The 16,735-nt window shown below is 58.2% G+C and carries 17 protein-coding genes; 13 read left to right on the forward strand and 4 right to left on the reverse strand.

Annotated elements, in window-relative coordinates:
- The first annotated feature begins 3 nt into the window (after positions 1 to 3).
- Both AAF465_10120 and AAF465_10125 read left to right on the forward strand, forming a co-directional pair.
- A complete protein-coding gene (locus tag AAF465_10120; protein MEM7083078.1) occupies positions 4 to 2,178 on the forward strand; it encodes a uroporphyrinogen-III C-methyltransferase in 2,175 nt (724 codons plus the stop codon).
- Entirely contained in the window at positions 2,175 to 3,410 is a 1,236-nt protein-coding gene (locus AAF465_10125) for a heme biosynthesis HemY N-terminal domain-containing protein (GenBank protein MEM7083079.1), read from the forward strand. Before AAF465_10120 ends, AAF465_10125 begins: the two co-directional genes overlap by 4 nt.
- 26 nt (positions 3,411 to 3,436) lie before the next feature.
- Here AAF465_10125 and AAF465_10130 read toward each other — a convergent pair whose 3' ends face one another.
- Positions 3,437 to 4,174 (reverse strand): helix-turn-helix transcriptional regulator, encoded by a 738-nt coding sequence (locus AAF465_10130; GenBank protein ID MEM7083080.1) that lies wholly within the window; start codon positions 4,172 to 4,174, stop codon positions 3,437 to 3,439.
- Between the two features lie 132 nt (positions 4,175 to 4,306).
- Between AAF465_10130 and AAF465_10135 the strand changes: the two genes are divergently transcribed.
- Both AAF465_10135 and AAF465_10140 read left to right on the forward strand, forming a co-directional pair.
- Entirely contained in the window at positions 4,307 to 4,969 is a 663-nt protein-coding gene (locus tag AAF465_10135) for a PspA/IM30 family protein (GenBank protein MEM7083081.1), read from the forward strand.
- Positions 4,956 to 6,389 (forward strand): hypothetical protein, encoded by a 1,434-nt coding sequence (locus AAF465_10140; GenBank protein MEM7083082.1) that lies wholly within the window; start codon positions 4,956 to 4,958, stop codon positions 6,387 to 6,389. Before AAF465_10135 ends, AAF465_10140 begins: the two co-directional genes overlap by 14 nt.
- Positions 6,390 to 6,437: 48 nt before the next feature.
- Here the strand turns inward: AAF465_10140 and AAF465_10145 are convergent, their stop codons facing one another.
- Positions 6,438 to 7,484, reverse strand: coding sequence for a 2Fe-2S iron-sulfur cluster-binding protein (locus AAF465_10145; protein ID MEM7083083.1), 1,047 nt, complete (start codon positions 7,482 to 7,484; stop codon positions 6,438 to 6,440).
- A gap of 222 nt (positions 7,485 to 7,706) precedes the next feature.
- On the opposite strand from AAF465_10145, the gene AAF465_10150 reads away from it, so the two are divergent.
- On the forward strand, positions 7,707 to 8,603 hold the full coding sequence (locus AAF465_10150) for an NAD-dependent epimerase/dehydratase family protein (protein ID MEM7083084.1): 897 nt from the start codon (positions 7,707 to 7,709) through the stop codon (positions 8,601 to 8,603).
- Between the two features lie 122 nt (positions 8,604 to 8,725).
- Here the strand turns inward: AAF465_10150 and AAF465_10155 are convergent, their stop codons facing one another.
- Positions 8,726 to 9,346: a putative 2OG-Fe(II) oxygenase gene (locus tag AAF465_10155; GenBank protein ID MEM7083085.1), complete on the reverse strand. Its 621-nt coding sequence runs from the start codon at positions 9,344 to 9,346 to the stop codon at positions 8,726 to 8,728.
- A gap of 344 nt (positions 9,347 to 9,690) precedes the next feature.
- Entirely contained in the window at positions 9,691 to 10,329 is a 639-nt protein-coding gene (locus AAF465_10160; protein MEM7083086.1) for a ParA family protein, read from the reverse strand.
- 121 nt (positions 10,330 to 10,450) lie between these two features.
- Between AAF465_10160 and dapF the strand changes: the two genes are divergently transcribed.
- The 8 genes from dapF to AAF465_10200 all read left to right on the forward strand — a co-directional run bounded on the left by dapF (position 10,451) and on the right by AAF465_10200 (position 16,733).
- Positions 10,451 to 11,278, forward strand: coding sequence for a diaminopimelate epimerase (gene dapF, locus AAF465_10165; protein MEM7083087.1), 828 nt, complete (start codon positions 10,451 to 10,453; stop codon positions 11,276 to 11,278).
- Positions 11,275 to 12,003: a DUF484 family protein gene (locus AAF465_10170; GenBank protein MEM7083088.1), complete on the forward strand. Its 729-nt coding sequence runs from the start codon at positions 11,275 to 11,277 to the stop codon at positions 12,001 to 12,003. The genes dapF and AAF465_10170 overlap by 4 nt, the downstream gene beginning before the upstream one ends.
- Positions 12,004 to 12,012: 9 nt before the next feature.
- Positions 12,013 to 12,939, forward strand: a complete 927-nt coding sequence (gene xerC, locus AAF465_10175; protein ID MEM7083089.1) for a tyrosine recombinase XerC — start codon at positions 12,013 to 12,015, stop codon at positions 12,937 to 12,939.
- Positions 12,940 to 13,091: 152 nt separating this feature from the next.
- Positions 13,092 to 13,631, forward strand: a complete 540-nt coding sequence (hslV, locus tag AAF465_10180; protein MEM7083090.1) for an ATP-dependent protease subunit HslV — start codon at positions 13,092 to 13,094, stop codon at positions 13,629 to 13,631.
- Between the two features lie 4 nt (positions 13,632 to 13,635).
- The gene (gene hslU, locus AAF465_10185) at positions 13,636 to 14,955 is read left to right on the forward strand and encodes an ATP-dependent protease ATPase subunit HslU (GenBank protein ID MEM7083091.1); all 1,320 of its coding nucleotides are present in this window, start codon (positions 13,636 to 13,638) and stop codon (positions 14,953 to 14,955) included.
- Positions 14,956 to 14,959: 4 nt separating this feature from the next.
- Complete coding sequence (locus AAF465_10190; protein ID MEM7083092.1) at positions 14,960 to 15,322, forward strand: DUF971 domain-containing protein; 363 nt, start codon at positions 14,960 to 14,962, stop codon at positions 15,320 to 15,322.
- Positions 15,319 to 16,101 (forward strand): bifunctional demethylmenaquinone methyltransferase/2-methoxy-6-polyprenyl-1,4-benzoquinol methylase UbiE, encoded by a 783-nt coding sequence (gene ubiE / locus AAF465_10195; protein ID MEM7083093.1) that lies wholly within the window; start codon positions 15,319 to 15,321, stop codon positions 16,099 to 16,101. The genes AAF465_10190 and ubiE overlap by 4 nt, the downstream gene beginning before the upstream one ends.
- Positions 16,098 to 16,733 carry an SCP2 sterol-binding domain-containing protein gene (locus tag AAF465_10200; protein ID MEM7083094.1) on the forward strand — a complete coding sequence of 212 codons (636 nt, stop codon included), beginning with the start codon at positions 16,098 to 16,100 and terminating at the stop codon, positions 16,731 to 16,733. Before ubiE ends, AAF465_10200 begins: the two co-directional genes overlap by 4 nt.
- The last annotated feature ends 2 nt before the right edge of the window (positions 16,734 to 16,735 follow it).

Below are 16,735 nucleotides of genomic sequence, written 5' to 3' on the forward strand. Positions count from 1 at the left end.
TGAATGGATCCATCGGACAACACGCTCGCACGCGTTATCGTGACGCGACCCGTCGCGCAAAGCGATCGATTGTCGGCATTGATCAATGACGCGGGAGGCACCGCGCTGCGCATCCCCGCGCTCGAAATTCGCAGCACCGCCACCCCCGAGGCCGCCAAAGCGGTGTTCGAGCGTATCGACGAATTTCACACCGTCATTTTCATCAGCCCCAACGCGGTGCGCCACTGCCTGCAATTTGTGTCCGCCGACCAACTCAACTCGCTTCAAACGATTGCGATTGGTGGCAGTACGGCACAGGCGATGAAGCAAGCCAACATACGCTGCGATGCTCACCCAGAGCGCCAGTTTACGAGCGAAGCCCTCTTGGAGTTGCCGGCCCTGCAAGACGTCGATAACCGAAACATCGTCATCATTCGCGGCGATGGGGGTCGAGCGCTGCTTGGCAAATCGCTTACTCAGCGTGGTGCGCACATCACGTATGCCGAGGTGTATCAGCGCATCGTGCCGGAAGAGAGTGCGACCGCACTCAACGCGCTGCTATCGACGCAGGGCGCCGACATTATTATTGCCAACAGCGGCGAGACGTTGAGCAACATACTGAGCATGGTGCAGCCTGAGAACGAGCAGGCGCTCTACCATTTGCAGGTTGTCACCGGGAGCGCCCGCGTCAGCCAAGCGGCCACGGCCGCCGGCTTCAAGGCGCCGCCGCTTGTGGCCGATACGCCCGATGATCGCGCCCTGATGCGCGCGATAGCGACGTGGACACCCGCCGACCGTGTGGACGAAACGACTGATGCAACCGATGCAACCGATGCAACCGATGCAACCGATGATACCGAGCTTACGCACGGCGCAACCACCGCCCCCGAAGTACACGTTTCGGGCTCTGAACATTCTCACGACGAAATCGATTCTATGTCTAACACCCCATCCAACGATGCTCTCGAGCACGACGCAGAGACCCCCGACACGCCACATGATGTCCCCCTCGGCGAGGTTGATTCGGTGGTACCCGATCGCGATGAACCCGCACCGGCTCAACGCGTCGAACCGTCACCCAAACCCTCGCGCGCGGGCACTGGCATCGCCTGGCTAGCGTTGCTCACGGCATTGGCCGCCGCGGCTGCGAGCGCCTGGAGCTGGTTACAGCGCGACGACGCGCCAGTGGCCGAAACGCTCGACGTCGCCTCTCTTAATATCCCAAGTGAAGACGATATTCGTGCACAGATTCAGCAGGCCAGTCAGTCGCAAAATAGTCGTATCACGCGACAAGTCGCGCAGCAGGACGAGACGCTAGAGGCGGTGAGAGATGAGCAATCGCAGCTCGCGTCGCAGCTTCGCGCGCAGAAGCGCAGCGTTGACAATCTGACCGATGAACTCACCGACATGTCTGATTCCCTGAGCGCCATGCGCGGTGTCTCCGCCAGCGTGCGCAACACCTGGGTGCGCGCGGAAGCCGAGTACTTTTTGCAGACCGCCAACACGCGTCTGCAGCTTGCGGGAGACGTCAACAGCGCCGTTCAGGCGTTAAAGGCCGCCGATGAGCGCATCGTCGCGCTGGGTGATCCGTCACTGACGCCCGTTCGCGCCCAACTCAGCGAAGAACTCCTCGCACTCGAAAGCCTGCCGGAGCTCGACATTGAAGGATTGGCATTAGCGCTCAACGCGCTGGCGTCTCGCGTGACGAATCTGCCGCTTCGCAATGAAGCCGCCCGCAATTTCGAACGCGACACACAATCGGCGAGCACCTCGCCAGACGACGGCGCGTGGGACAAAATTAAAGGCGCGCTGGGTGATACCGTCGGCGGTTTCGTGCGGGTGAGCCCGACCGACGACGCCGGCGCAGCGCTGTTGGCGCCCGAGCAGGCGTATTTCTTGTATCGAAACCTGGAGCTTCAGCTGCAGGCGGCACGCATATCCGCGCTCCAGGGAAATCAAACTTTATACGACGACAGCCTGTCCTCCGCGAAACGCTGGCTTGAACAGTATTACGACCTGGAAGACAGCGGCGTTTCGACCGTGCTCAACCGACTGGTGCAAATGCAGTCCCAGTCAGTATCTCTCGATCTGCCGGACATCTCGCAATCGCTCAACCTGATTCGCGCGGTGGTACCCACCGCGCGCAGTTCCGGCGAAGCCGCCCCAGCAGAAGGGGTTACGGAAGGCCCTGAATTATGAGAAAGAGCCTGCTGCTATTACTCCTAGCGATCCTGGTCAGCGGTCTGACGCATTTTCTCATGCAAGATCGCGGCTATGTGCTGATCAATTTTCGCGGCTTGGCATTCGAATCCTCGGTGCCGGGGCTTATTCTCATGCTGGCCCTGATTTATCTGTTGATACGCGGCCTGATCTATCTGTTTCGTGCGCCGCGTAAGTTCGGCCAGGCGGTGTCCGCGCAACGACAACAACGCGCCCGTCGCAAACTCAATCGCGGCCTCATCGAAATGGCTGAGGGCAACTGGAAAAAAGGCGAAGCTATGCTCGCGCAGGGCGCAAAGTCCGGCGACATGCCGCTGCTCAATTATCTCAATGCCGCCAAAGCCGCACAGCTCCAAGGCGAGCATGAACGACGCGACAACTGGCTCATGCTGGCCTACGAACACGAGCCCGATGCAAGCACCGCCGTATTGTTAACCCAAGCAGAGCTACAGATCGCACACGAACAGTACGAAGAAGCGCTGGCGACACTACGCAAAGTGGAAGACAGCAACCCCAAGCATACGCACGCCAAAGTGCTCATGGGCACGATCTACGAAAAACTGGGGGATTGGGAAAGCCTCTACGCGTTAGTACCCACGTTACGCAAAATTAAAAAGTCGCCCGCGATGGCGGACATCACACGGCTGATCGACGCCGCCAGTCGACATCAACTGGTCGCGGCCGGTGCGCAAGGCGACAAGGCGCTCGTGAACAAAACCTGGCAGGGCCTCACCCTGGCAGCGCGCAAAGAGCCTGAGTTAGTCGCGTGTTACGCGCGGGCGTTGTGCGAATGTGACGACCACGGCCAGGCCGAAAAAGTGGTGAATAAAGCGATGGGTGTGCAATGGAGTGCGGAACTTGCCAGCCTCTACGGCAACATCGAAACGGACGCGCCGAAAAAACAACTCGCGGTCGCCGAAAGCTGGTTGCAGTCGCGCGGTGACGACAGCACGCTGCTGATTGCGGCGGCACGGCTGGCCATGCGAAGCGAACTGTGGGGCAAAGCGCGTAGCTATTTGGAGTCATCCCTATCCATCGACCCGAAACCGCATGCCTATCAGCTCTATGGCGAACTGCTCACCCAACTCGGTGAAACCGACAATGCCACTGCGGCCTTTCGTCAGGGTCTTGCGCTCATGACGGGCGGCGTCAATCTCACACCCGTGCTGACCGGCCCCGACCAAGAAGACGACGCGCCCGCGTCAGAATAAGCAACCTCACCGCTGTCATCGCACGACTAGTCGGAATGGCGCTCGAAGCGCGCAAAGGCCTCGTAGCGCCACTCTCGCATTGCTAACACAAGGGTCATACCGTGTCGTTCGGTTGACGAAACGCGCCGCTCTTCTTCGGCAATCTCGTCAAATAGCTGACCGATGGCCCGCACACGCTGCCGGATACGATCCTGGGCAGCGCGCGACAAATCGGCCATCTTGACCAGATGCAGATCGGTGACGCCCGCAAAGGCGCTGGCGAAAAACTGATCTTGAACCTGAGATCGGAAGAAACGCTCGATCGGTCCATTGGGCTGCCAACGAAAGCTATTGCCCACCAGCGTTCGCACCCGGTTGTCGGGCAACAGTTCGATGAGCTTCATGCGATCGAGTCGAGCCAGACAACGCACGAGATCTGATTCACTAACACGATAACGTTCGCGCACGGTATCCAGCGTCCAGTGGTTCACCATGCAGTACGCCACGAGCAGTAGCATCGGATCATCGACCAAGGCCTGTTCATCGTCGATGGGGAGTTCTTCCAGGCGCGCATCGCGCGCCATGTGAGCGACAAGATCGGCCAGCTCGCAGCCCACCCGCTCACACACCTCTTCGAGTCGCACCAGCGACATGTTGCCAGTGGCGAACATCCGTTTAACCGCCGACTCCGACAGCTCGAGATCGTCGGCCAGCATGCGATAGGTAATGTGGCGCTCCTTGAGGAGTCGTTTGAGCGCGCTGATGAGGGAGCTTCGTTGAGTCATTGACTCAAAATAGTACAGTATTTTTATACTTAACGACCAGATTATTGCCTCTTTTTTTAAAATAGTTGCTATAAAATAGACTTTTGAGAGCATGGCCTCACCGTATCACTTTACGACGGGAAGGAGAGAACAGTGAGGCTATTACATCGAATTACGTCCACCATCACGGCCAAAATGGATCAGGCCATCACACGCGTTGAAAATCACGACGCCATCATTCAAGCCGCGATCAAACGCACTCAACACAACGCGGCCACCGCACGCGTGCGCCTGGCGCGCGTGCAAAAAGACGGCGAACTGCTGCGCAAAAAACACGAGGCGGCCCAGCAAGCGGCCGCCGATTGGGCACGACGGGCTCGCGATCGAGCCGATGACGATCGATCGACCGCATTGGAGTGTGTGCGTCGGCATCGCCTTGCCAATGACCAGCTCGACAAACTGGCCGAATCGCTCACCCAGCATGCCGCGCTCGAAAAACAGGTCACGCTCACACTGCATGATTTGCATGAGCGCATTGCGCACATGAATCAACAGCGAAACATGTTTCGGTCGCGTGAATCGGTGGCCGACGCCAAGCGCATCATTAATGAGCTTGACGGAAACGGCAGCCTGGATATCGACGATACGTTTGAGCGATGGGAAGTCATGATTGCCGAATCCGAATTTGACGGCACGCTGCCCGCCTCGATTGATGATCTTGAAGCGAGTTTTATCCAAGAAGAGGATCGCACAGAACTCGAGGCCGGCCTCGAACGCCTGCTGACCGAGAAAGGGGGCGACGATGCACCACAATAACGGCCCCAACCGCACCCATCAAGATTTTCGCGACACCCTATCGCGCGAATCCCAAGACACCACCGCACACACCCTGCGTGTTGAGCAGGATGTTGAACGGACCATGAAAGAGGCGAACGTTTCCGCTTCAAAAGCCCGCAGCGTGCTGGACACGTTGCGGCGCTTCGCCACCTTTTCGGAATTGTTGCGCATCATCGGGGCCGCCATCATGGTGGGGTCGCTGTCATTATTCATGCTGCAGGGGTGGTTGGAAGGTAACGATATTCAACGCTATCTCAAGCTGCTCGCCCAAACCGTTCTGCTCACCGCCGGTGGCTTCGGACTGAGCGTTTGGCTCAAAGAGCAAAAAGGGGCGCGACTGTTTTTCAGCTTGAGCCTCGCCTCGGTGGCCGCCAACTTCACCATCCTGGGCGCGCTGATTTACTCCATCGTTCAATTCGATGGTTTACTGGGCAGTTATCCCGCCTATGCCGCCTGGGTCAGTCAGTCACCGTTCCACGTGATGGGCATCACCACCCTGGCGCTGGCGATTTTGGTGCCGGTCACACGCCTGGCGTTTACCGTGCTTGCGCGTCCGGCGGCGTCCTGGCTCACCACCACTTATCTGATCGGCTGTGCCGCACTGCTGCTTCCGGTACGCGGTTCCGTTTGGTCGAGCTTACTCGCGGTGGGGCTGATCGCTTTTGTGATTTTCCGTCTCACCCGTTCACGCAACGATGATCGTTCGCCGGGCACGGCAGAGAGTCGCTTTAGTGTGCTGATGTTGTTTGCGCCCGCGGTGATTCTGTGTGTTCGCAGTTTTTACTTCTATCAAGTCGAAGAGCTGGCGATTGCGGCGATGGCGATCGCGGGGTTTGTCTTGCTGCGCCATATGTCGCTGCGAGCCCAAGAACGCGGCGTCCAACAATGGCTCGACTGCAGCGCACTGCCGCTGCCGTTTATCGCAGCCGTCGCACTGACCGCCGGTGTGCCTTCCATTCCAAGCAGCTTATTGCTGCCGTCGTTTGCGTTGTTTTTAATGCCGATGATGGGCGAACTCGTACTGCGCCGTCCAAACACCACCCGGTCGGTTGTGTTTGGACTTGTCGGAGCAACCGCGGTGTGTCTGGCGCTACTGATTAACGTGCAAGTCTTCAGTGGCATCGCGGTCGGCACGATGAGTCTGTTCGCTGCGTTGCTCGTCGTCGCGACCGGCTATTGGCTAAAGCGCACGTTGACCATGAGTATCGGTGTGGTCACCGCCGGGATCATTTTGATTGTTAACCTCGGCCATTTCTTGCAGTGGTTCCATGTCAGTAACTGGGTGCTGCTGTCCATTTTGGGTGCGGGTGCCATCATCATGGCCTCACTGCTGGATCGATACGGCGCCGCGCTCAAACTGAAGCTGGATGCTCTGCGTGCTAAACGACTTAGTGCCTAGACAACCAGCGGTATCAAGCGGCGGTCGCCATGGCGGCCGCCGCCTGATTTACGTCACCGCGTAGTCGAACGAATCGGTGATGACCCGGTCCGGATCAATTTGCAGATCGCGCGCCACCGATTCGATGCGCTGAATAAGACCCGGCGGACCCGCGACATACATCATCGCATTGTCGAGCTCGACAAAGCGCTCCACCGCATGCTCATACAAGCGCCTGGGATTCTCCGCCGAATCGCGCAGCACGGGCGTATAGGTGAACCAATCGTGCGCTTGCTGCCACGCGCGCACCGCATCGTGTTCGTACAGGTCGGCCTGATTGCGCGCCCCCCAAAATAGATGGGTGGGATGCGTTTCGCCTCGCGCAATTCGCGACAGCAACATCGATTTGATCGGTGCATACCCGGTACCACCAGCCACCAGTACCACCGGACCGGCATGGGGCCGCCAACCAAATCGACCCAGCGGACCTTCAATTCGCAAAAGACTCGTGGCCGACTCATCGAACGCAATGCGTGAAAATACCCCACCTTCGACGCGTCGGATATGGAGCTCAAGCCCCGCCGCTGCGCGAAGTGTGGCGCCGGCCTCCTCTTGATCGGATTGATCTTCCGAAGTTGGCCAGTTGGCGATTGAGTAGCTGCGTCGTCGCCCTCGATCGAGCAGCACATCCAGATACTGCCCAGGCTCAAACACAATCGGTTGGGTACGCGGCAGCTGCAGCGACAGTTTCATCACGTCGGGCGCCACGCGCTCGCGTCGCACAATGCGGCTGGGAATTCGAATGACCGGTGCAACGTCTGGAGTGGAGTGATGCGCCACATCGATCACCAACGGGCCCTGCGGCACGATCTGGCACAGGAGGGCCTGACCGCCCTGTCGCTGCTCAGCGGTAATGCCAGGTGGCGGTGTCGGTCGATCGTAATCGTACGGGCCCGACACCTGAGCCACGCACCGTCCGCAGTTTCCACCGCGACAGCTATGCGGCAGCGCGTGACCGGCATCCAGTGCCGCATCGAGCACACGCTGGTCCGCCGCGCAGAAAAAGGCCTTTTTCTGCGCCCGCATTTTAACCAAATGGCTTTTACTTTCAGACACTTCGATAACCGCGACACATCCCCTGCGCATCATGCTACGAATCGCGCAGACTCACAACGCATAGGCGTGTCCCGGCGGCTTAGCCTAACCGCGCACCTCGGCGCCAACCTCCGGTCATGCCCTTCGATCGATCGCCGATTTATCGGGCTGCTATTCTCGACAAAAAGGCGCACACTCCGGGGCTATGTTGATCTGCCTCATTCCAAGTGGGTACGCCCGACCATGAGACACCCGACCCTTATCGTCGGTGCTGGCTACATTGGTACTCGGCTAATTACGGAGTTATCGCAGCGCGGTGTGAACACACTCGCCGCGGTATCCCGCGAGCGCAGTGCTGCACGCCTTAAGAAAGACGGTATTCAGGCGCTGTGCATTGATCTCGATGACCCATCCGCATCGCTCGAGCTGCCGCTGCTCGACAGTGTGGTGTATCTCGTCCCACCACGGCGCGACAGTGATGACGATACGCGATTCGCCCGGTTGCTCGATGCGCTGCCCGACTGCGTGAGCACCGTTTTGTATGTGAGCACCACCGGCGTGTACGGCGACCAGCAGGGTCGCCGTGTCGATGAAACTTGCCCACCCGCGCCACAAAGTGGTCGCGCCCATCGACGACTCAATGCCGAACGTCTCGTTCAGCAGCATTGCGAAGCCCATGATCGCGCCTGGTTTATCGCCCGTGTCCCTGGAATTTACGGACCCGGCCGGCTGCCACTTCAGTCTATTGCTGAACGTCGTCCGATTATTCAGTTGAGCGAAGCGAATCCAGGCAACCGAATACATCGCGATGATTTGGCGTTTTCACTCGCCGACTTGCTCACGCTCGGCCGCGACGGCGCCCTCATCCATCGCATCTATAACATCGGTGACAACCATCACATGAGCGGTAGCCAATTCACACTCGAAGTCGCTCGTCTTGCAGATCTGACGCCACCGCCGCAGATATCGCGCGAACAGATGAAAGCCTCCGCCAGCGCCATTCGATGGTCGTTCTTGGCGGAATCACGCCGTCTCGACAGTCGACGCCTGACGGCCGTGCTCACCAAACCCTTGCGTTATGCCGACCCGGTCGATGGCATTTGCGCCTCGCTCGAGGCGCCAGACGACCCGGCGGCTTAACCACGTGAAATAGGTTCCAGCGCGTCATAAGTGACGCGCACCTGTCTCGGCGTCATCCAAAAAGGCACACCGAGTTGATCAACGCGGGGCGGACACGACGGCGCGCCGAACCCGCGTTCGGCTTACAGCGTGAGCTCCGACACGTCGCGATAATTGCCCAGTTTTCCGTGCACAAAGCAATTGAAGGCGATCGCCCAGCGATCTTCGCTGGCGCTATTGGTTTCCACCAGATGGTTGATTTCGGATGGAAACAACAGCACCTCACCTTGCTCAGGCGTCACCACATTCACCGGGGTGTTGTAGATGTTTTGCTTGTTTGGGTCCGGATTAAGCTCTAGGCGCTGGTACATCACGTGTTTATCAAACACCACACGTGATGGCGGATCCGGGAGCGGCGCAAAGTACAGTGAGCCTGACACCAGCGAGTTTGAGTGCGCATGCGAGTGCATGCCGACACCAGGCGGGTTGGCCAAGCCCCAAGACTGGGTAACATAGAGACGCTGAGAAATGCCCATAATTTCCCCGGCATAGGCATCGAGCGCCTGTTGCACCGCGTCTTTGATGCTTTTCATTTCAGGCTCTTCGAAGATATACAGATTCTCAGAGATGAGATTCTGCCGATTCTTGATCATTTTGAGATTCTTAACAAAATCGATCTGATCTTGCGTAATCGCGTCGGCCAAAGAGGCCCGAAAAAACGGCGTCGCGAAAAGCGGCTGCACGTCATATTGCAGTGCTGACATTGCCCTAATCCCCCATGTATATAACGCCGGCCTGAGCCCCCACTCCGCCGGCGAGACGTAATGTATCGCATCAATCCTCTGACGCGGTCCTAAGTGTACCGCAGGCCGGCGCCATTTCGGACCCGAGCGTAGCCCGCAGGCGTCATGGTGCGTTCGCAAATCCGCAAACCGTTGATTTCAATTGAGGTGTTGACGTCCATCCGCACCGGTCACGCGACGATAAGGCACGGATCGCACCATAGCAGTGCATCGCCTCCCCGAACCATGACCCTGGCCGCGGCGTCATTGCGCAAAAAAAAAGACCGCCCAAGGCGGTCTTTTCTGCTGTGCTGGCCGGCAACCGATCAGGGTTGACTGCGTTTGCTATCGAGCCACTGCACAACTGGATCCCATTGCTCCCAATCAGGCCAGGCGATGTATTCAGGTAAGTCAAAGATACTGTAGCCGCGTGAGTACGCGCGCACATAGTTTTGTGCCTCGCGTAACGACGCGATATACGCCGCTCGCTGTTTGTTCAAATATTGATCAAGTTCGTCAAAGATCAGCGTGTTTTCGCGCACGCGATTACCGATCAGACCCACTTTAATCTGCTTGCGCTTATACCGACCGCTGGCGTAGATCTCTTTGAGAAACTCCGACGTGGCCTGCATGTCGATGGTCGATGGCAACACCGGAACAACCACCGTCTCGGCGTGGTTTAAAAGCGCGGTGAGCTCTTTGCCGTGACTGCGCGCTGGCGCGTCGAGCACCACAATATCGGTACCGCGCGACACGCCTTTTAGGCCGCCGTCGAAGCCTTTCACGCCCTCAATCGTGGGCAAATGACTGGGTCGAGTATCGAGCCAGTCGAGAGAAGATCGCTGCGGATCGAAGTCGGCCAAGGCGACGCTTTTCCCTTCGTCGGCGTAAAAACCGGCGATATTGGTGGCCAGCGTGCTTTTACCGCAACCGCCTTTGGCGTTAAGAACCATGATGTGCCGCATGCAAATACCCTCGTCACTGAATTATGTTCAACGGTACAGTACAAAAACGTTGGGGCATCGTCCAGTCAATTGCTTTACCCAAAACAGTTGCGACGCCGCGCGGGTCAGTTAAGCTCACACCATGTCATTGCGCTTTACGAAAATGGAAGGCACCGGTAACGACTTTGTGGTTATCGACACTCGCCATCAGTCGGTGAGTCTAACGACCGAACACATCCGCTTCCTCGCTGATCGACGCATTGGCATCGGCTGCGATCAACTGCTGGTGATTGCGGCACCCGAACAATCCGATCATCAAATCGCCTACCGTATTTTCAACGCAGACGGCCAAGAAGTGCAGCAATGCGGCAATGGTGCACGTGCGCTCGGTGCCTATGTGGGTCTCGAGCACCCGGTCGACACACCCATCTATATGGAATCGATGTCCGGAGTGATTGTGGCGCAGCTCCTGCCGGATGGCGCGGTGAGCGTCAACATGGGCACTCCACGCTTTGAACCCGCCGTACTGCCGTTCTTGGCGCCTGCTCAAGCCACTGAGTATGTGCTCGATGTGGGTCCTCAGAGCGTTGAATTTGGTGCTGTATCGATGGGCAATCCGCATGCGGTTATTCCAGTCGACAAGGTCGATGACGCGGATGTGGCCGGCATCGGCCAGGCGCTCCAGTCTCACCCATCGTTCCCCGAGTCGGTCAATGTCGGCTTCATGCAGGTGCTTAGTAAACAGGCCATCAAGCTGAGAGTGTACGAGCGAGGTGTCGGTGAAACGCTCGCGTGCGGCACCGGCGCGTGCGCGGCGGTGGCGGTGTCACACACTTTGGGCAAAACCAGTGGCAAAGTGATGGTGCATGCGCCTGGAGGGGATTTATTGGTAAGTTGGGCCGGAGACGGGCAAAATGCGTGGCTATCCGGTGCTTGCAACCGCGTTTTTGAAGGAACGATCACTTTATGAGCATCCCGCGTAAAGCCTCTGCCGTGACCACCTCCGACCTGCTCGATGACGACCAGGTCATTGACTACCTAAAAGCCCAGCCCGATTTTTTTGAGCGCCACAGCGATCTTTTGGCGCATCTAGCGCTGCCGCACGATACGGGCGGCTCCGCCGTGTCGCTGGTCGAACGCCAAGCGACCATCATGCGAGAGCGCAACGAAAAGCTCGACAAAAAGCTGCGCGAACTCATCAACGTAGCGCGCACAAACCAGGCGCTATCGGACAAAACGCATCACCTGACGATCTCGCTGATGAACGCTGACACCATTGTCGACGTGCTGCAGTTTGTCGAGGCGTCGCTACGCGAGGACTTCGGATCCGAGCGCGCGGCGCTCGTCCTGTTCATGCAGCCTGAGGCCAGCCCGGACCTTCAGTCGAATAATTTTATGCGCCGTATCTCGCCGGACGATCCGGCGCTCAGCGCCTTCGGCACCTTCCTCGACGGCGGCAAACCGCGCTGCGGGCAGATCCGCGATGCCCAGCGCGAGTTTTTGTTTGGCCCCGACAACAGCGAAGTAGGCTCCGCCGCGCTGCTGCCTCTGGCGCATCAACCCAGCCTGGGCATGCTCGCGATTGGCAATCACAATGCGCAGCATTTTCATCCTGCGATGAGCACCGATTTTCTCGTGCGCCTGGCCCAGTCTGTCACCGCCGCGCTGCAGCGTTTTCGTCATCAGCTGATCTGACCGCGCACCATGAGCGGCACACAGGAAAAACACGAGCAGATCGCGCGTTTCCTGGATCACTTGCACTACGAGCGTCGCCTCAGCGCACACACCGTCTCGGCGTATCGTCGCGACCTCAGTGCGTTCGCGCAGTTTTGCACAACCCAAGCGCTCACCGATTTGACGTCTGCCCAGACCCTCGATGTGCGTCAATTTGCGGCGCGCCTCAATCGGTTGGGCAAAGCCCCAGCGAGCATTCAACGGCATTTGTCTGCCGTCCGGATGTTCTTCCAATTTCTGGTGGGACAAGGCGATCTTACGATCAATCCGGCTGTCGATGTGCAGGCTCCCAAAAAACGACGCAAACTGCCCAACGCCTTGGATGTCGACGCGATGAACGCGCTGCTCGAGCTCGGCGCCGACGATCCACTGGCGATTCGCGATCGCACCATGATGGAGCTTTTGTATTCGTCGGGACTGCGACTTGCGGAGCTGGTCTCACTCGATCTGGATAGCCTGGATCGTCGTGATCGTGAGCTTCGAGTGGTTGGCAAGGGCGGCAAAGAACGGGTATTGCCGATCGGACGGCGGGCCATCGAGGCGCTGGAGGTGTGGCTTGGCGCACGAGCGCAGCTCGCTAACGAACAGGAGCAGGCCGTCTTCGTCGGGCGCAATGGTCGTCGACTCAGCCACCGCTCGGTGCAGGCACGCATAAAATACTGGGCACGACGTCAGGGTGTGGACATGAATGTCTACCCGCATCTTTTTCGCCACTCTTTCGCGACGCATCTTCTGGAGTCAGGAGGCGATCTGCGCGCCGTACAGGAGCTGCTGGGCCACGCCGACATCTCCACCACTCAGATCTATACACACCTTGATTTTCAACATCTTGCCCGCACCTACGATAAGGCGCACCCGCGCGCGCGCCGCAAAGCCACACCGAAAAAGGTGAGTTGAGCGCGCGGCACGGGGCGGCGACTGGACGCGGCGGCAATCGGGCCATTACGCGAAGCGGTCGTTGAGACCGTTTTGACGCGTCTCAAGGTACAATAGGGATCCTCTTGCGGCACAAATCGACCGCATTTTCACTTGGCTATTCAGGAGCACCCATGGAGCAAATCCGGGGAACTACGATTTTATCGGTCCGCCGTCACGGCAAGGTGGTGGTGGGCGGCGACGGCCAGGCAACGCTGGGCAACACGGTGATGAAAGGCAACGTGCGTAAAGTACGCCACTTATACGGTGGCAAAGTGCTGGCCGGGTTTGCCGGCGGCACCGCGGATGCCTTTACCTTATTTGAGCGCTTCGAGGGCAAACTCGAGCAATACGGCAACCTCACACGCGCCGCCATTGAACTGGCCAAAGATTGGCGCACCGATCGCATGCTGCGCCGTCTTGAGGCCCTTCTTTGTGTGGCGGATGCGACAACGAGTCTGCTCATCTCAGGCAATGGCGATGTCATAGAGCCAGAAGACAACCTCGTCGCAATCGGCTCAGGTGGGCCGTTTGCGCAAGCCGCCGCCCGCGCGTTGCTCGATAACACAGATCTGTCCGCGCGCGAGGTCGTCACGAAAGGCCTGTCGATCGCGGGCGACATCTGCATATACACGAATCACAATCTGGTGATCGAAGAACTGGACGCCGAGTAGCCCTATGTCACAAATGACTCCACGAGAAATTGTCCAGGAATTGGACAAGCACATCATCGGCCAACAAGACGCCAAGCGGGCGGTGGCCATCGCCCTTCGCAATCGCTGGCGCCGGGTACAGGTTGATGAACCACTGCGCGATGAAATCACGCCCAAGAACATTCTGATGATCGGCCCCACCGGTGTGGGTAAGACGGAGATCGCTCGGCGCTTGGCCAACTTGGCTAACGCGCCGTTTATCAAAGTGGAAGCCACTAAATTTACAGAAGTCGGCTATGTGGGTCGCGAGGTTGACTCGATCGTTCGCGATTTGGTCGATGTGTCGGTCAAACTGACGCGCGAGCATGAAATGAGCAAAGTTCGACACCGCGCCGAAGACGCTGCCGAAGACCGCGTGCTCGATGCCCTAATACCGAAACCGAATAGTTGGGACGAGGACGCCGCGTCCAACGAAACGCGTCAGAAGATGCGAAAAATGCTGCGCGAAGGCAAGCTTGACGACAAAGAAATCGAAATTGAAGTCGACGTCTCGCCCATGGGCGTTGAGATTATGGCGCCGCCGGGAATGGAAGAGATGACGCAGCAGTTGCAAGGCATGTTCGAGAACATGTCTGGCAATCGCAAGCGCTCACGAAAACTCAAAATCAAAGACGCCCACAAACTGCTTCTCGACGAAGAAGCGGCCAAGATGATCAATGAAGAAGACCTCAAGCTGCGTGCGATCGAAAACGCAGAGCAGCACGGCATTGTGTTTGTCGACGAGATCGATAAAGTCGCGCGTCGTTCTGACGCTCAGGGCGCCGACGTGTCGCGCGAGGGCGTGCAACGGGATTTGTTGCCTCTCGTGGAGGGCAGCACTGTCTCGACCAAATTTGGCATGATCCGCACCGATCATATTTTATTTATCGCCTCCGGTGCCTTTCATTTGGCGAAACCATCGGATCTGATCCCTGAGCTGCAGGGTCGATTCCCCATTCGAGTGGAGCTGGGCGCGCTCTCGGCAGAGGATTTTGCCCGCATTCTCACCGAGCCGAATGCATCACTCACCGAGCAATACAGCGCACTCATGGCGACCGAAGGACTGGCCCTCTCGTTTACCGAAGATGGCATTGAGCGCATTGCCCGCGTGGCGTTTGAGGTGAATGCCAAAACGGAGAACATTGGCGCACGCCGACTGCATACCGTTATGGAGCGATTGCTGGACACCGTATCGTTTAGTGCGTCGGATCAAAGTGGCGACTCAGTGGTGATCAACGCCACCTACGTCGATGACCACCTGGGCGAACTCGTGCAGGATGAAGACCTGAGCCGTTACATTCTCTAGTGCCATGATTCATCACCCCACCGAAATCAAAGTACGCAAAGCCTCGCGCATGCTCGAGATCGCATTTGAGAACGAGCGTTTCGCGCTGCCGTTTGAGTACCTTCGCGTTTACTCCCCGTCGGCCGAAGTGCGCGGTCACGCGCCAGGCCAGGAGGTACTGCAAACGGGCAAACAGCACGTCACGATCCAACGCATCGAGCCGGTCGGCAGCTACGCCGTGCGTTTGGTGTTCAGTGATGGACACAGCAGCGGCATTTATTCCTGGGACGTATTGCACGATCTGGGCGTTAATCATGATAAAAATTGGGCAACCTATCTCGACGATTTGGCCCGCGCGGGTCAGTCCCGCGATCCGGAGAACGCATGACCTCTTCAGACAACCACGCTGATTCACCCAACAACGGCGACGACACCACTCACTTCGGTTACGAACGCGTCAAACGCAGCGACAAAGCCCGACACGTGCGCGGCGTGTTTGATTCGGTCGCTAATCGATACGACCTCATGAACGACGTGATGTCGGGCGGTCTGCACCGCATCTGGAAGCGCTATACGCTCGATTTAACCCGTTTAAAACCAGGACAGCATGCGCTCGATGTCGCCGGCGGCACGGGTGACTTGGCGATCCGGATGGCGCGCATGGTCGGCGACACCGGCCGAGTGGTGTTATCGGATATCAACGAGGCGATGCTCGAGCAGGGTCGACGTCGACTGATTGATAATGGCATCGTGGGCAATGTGTCGTGCGTGCAGGCCGATGCCGAAAACTTGCCGTTTGATGACAATACGTTCGACGTGGTCACCATCGCCTTCGGTTTACGCAACGTCACTGACAAAGACGCGGCGCTGCGCTCCATGCATCGGGTGCTTAAACCGGGCGGCCAGTTGCTCGTGCTCGAGTTCTCGAAAATCGTCGTACCTGGACTGGGCGGCTTGTACGACTGGTACTCGTTTAACGTCCTGCCCAAGATGGGCGAGGCATTGGTCAATGACGCCGACAGCTATCGCTACTTAGCCGAATCGATACGCATGCATCCGGATCAGGAGACGCTGCTGGCGATGATAAATGAGGCCGGATTTGGCAGCACCCGTTATCACAACCTAAGCGGCGGCATTGTCGCCTTGCACCGAGGATACAAACTGTGAGCGACGACATTCGTCCGGCCATTAATCCACTGCGCGGTGTATTTAGCGCGGTTGAATCACTGTTTGCGCGCAAACTCGCCGCCTCAACCGCCGCGCGCACGCGCCTGGCAAAACTGGCCGGCAAAACGCTCGCGCTTGAGCTCACCGGCGTCGGTATGAATGTGTATGTGCACTGCGCCGAAGACGCCGTGCAGCTGTCGTCGGAATTCAGTGACGACGCCGATGTCATTATCAGCGGCACACCCTTCGCGATGCTCGCGTTTGCACGCTCTGATCCACAGGACGGCATCCGCGGCGGGAGCGTCAAATTCACCGGCGATGTGGGTGTGGCCCAGGATTTTCAGCTGCTATTCGCCGCGCTATCACCCGACTTTGAAGAAGAACTGTCGCGACTGGTCGGCGATGAAGCTGCTTATCGAGTCAGCACCGCCATCAAAGACCTTGTGAACGTCGGCAAGCGCGCGGTTGAGTCACTCACCCAGGGCATTAGCGCACATCTAACGGAAGGTGGCCGTGACGTTCCCACCCAAGACGAACTCAATGACTTTCTCGAAGAGGTGGATCGGCTGCGCGCGGATATCGAGCGCGCCGAAGCCCGATTGAACCGCACCGCGTCAGGAGCATCGTCGTAATT

This window comes from Pseudomonadota bacterium (genome assembly GCA_039028935.1).
Lineage (GTDB): Bacteria > Pseudomonadota > Gammaproteobacteria > Steroidobacterales > SZUA-146 > SZUA-146.

What these genes read in the sequence shown, in the direction of transcription:
- AAF465_10190 (MEM7083092.1), top strand. Translation starts at nt 14,960, where the DNA reads ATGATTCATCACCCCACCGAAATCAAAGTACGCAAAGCCTCGCGCATG.
- AAF465_10160 (MEM7083086.1), bottom strand. Translation starts at nt 10,329, where the DNA reads ATGCGGCACATCATGGTTCTTAACGCCAAAGGCGGTTGCGGTAAAAGC.
- AAF465_10120 (MEM7083078.1), top strand. Translation starts at nt 4, where the DNA reads ATGGATCCATCGGACAACACGCTCGCACGCGTTATCGTGACGCGACCC.
- hslU (MEM7083091.1), top strand. Translation starts at nt 13,636, where the DNA reads ATGTCACAAATGACTCCACGAGAAATTGTCCAGGAATTGGACAAGCAC.
- ubiE (MEM7083093.1), top strand. Translation starts at nt 15,319, where the DNA reads ATGACCTCTTCAGACAACCACGCTGATTCACCCAACAACGGCGACGAC.
- AAF465_10125 (MEM7083079.1), top strand. Translation starts at nt 2,175, where the DNA reads ATGAGAAAGAGCCTGCTGCTATTACTCCTAGCGATCCTGGTCAGCGGT.
- AAF465_10150 (MEM7083084.1), top strand. Translation starts at nt 7,707, where the DNA reads ATGAGACACCCGACCCTTATCGTCGGTGCTGGCTACATTGGTACTCGG.
- dapF (MEM7083087.1), top strand. Translation starts at nt 10,451, where the DNA reads ATGTCATTGCGCTTTACGAAAATGGAAGGCACCGGTAACGACTTTGTG.
- AAF465_10155 (MEM7083085.1), bottom strand. Translation starts at nt 9,346, where the DNA reads ATGTCAGCACTGCAATATGACGTGCAGCCGCTTTTCGCGACGCCGTTT.
- AAF465_10140 (MEM7083082.1), top strand. Translation starts at nt 4,956, where the DNA reads ATGCACCACAATAACGGCCCCAACCGCACCCATCAAGATTTTCGCGAC.
- hslV (MEM7083090.1), top strand. Translation starts at nt 13,092, where the DNA reads ATGGAGCAAATCCGGGGAACTACGATTTTATCGGTCCGCCGTCACGGC.
- AAF465_10130 (MEM7083080.1), bottom strand. Translation starts at nt 4,174, where the DNA reads ATGACTCAACGAAGCTCCCTCATCAGCGCGCTCAAACGACTCCTCAAG.
- xerC (MEM7083089.1), top strand. Translation starts at nt 12,013, where the DNA reads ATGAGCGGCACACAGGAAAAACACGAGCAGATCGCGCGTTTCCTGGAT.
- AAF465_10170 (MEM7083088.1), top strand. Translation starts at nt 11,275, where the DNA reads ATGAGCATCCCGCGTAAAGCCTCTGCCGTGACCACCTCCGACCTGCTC.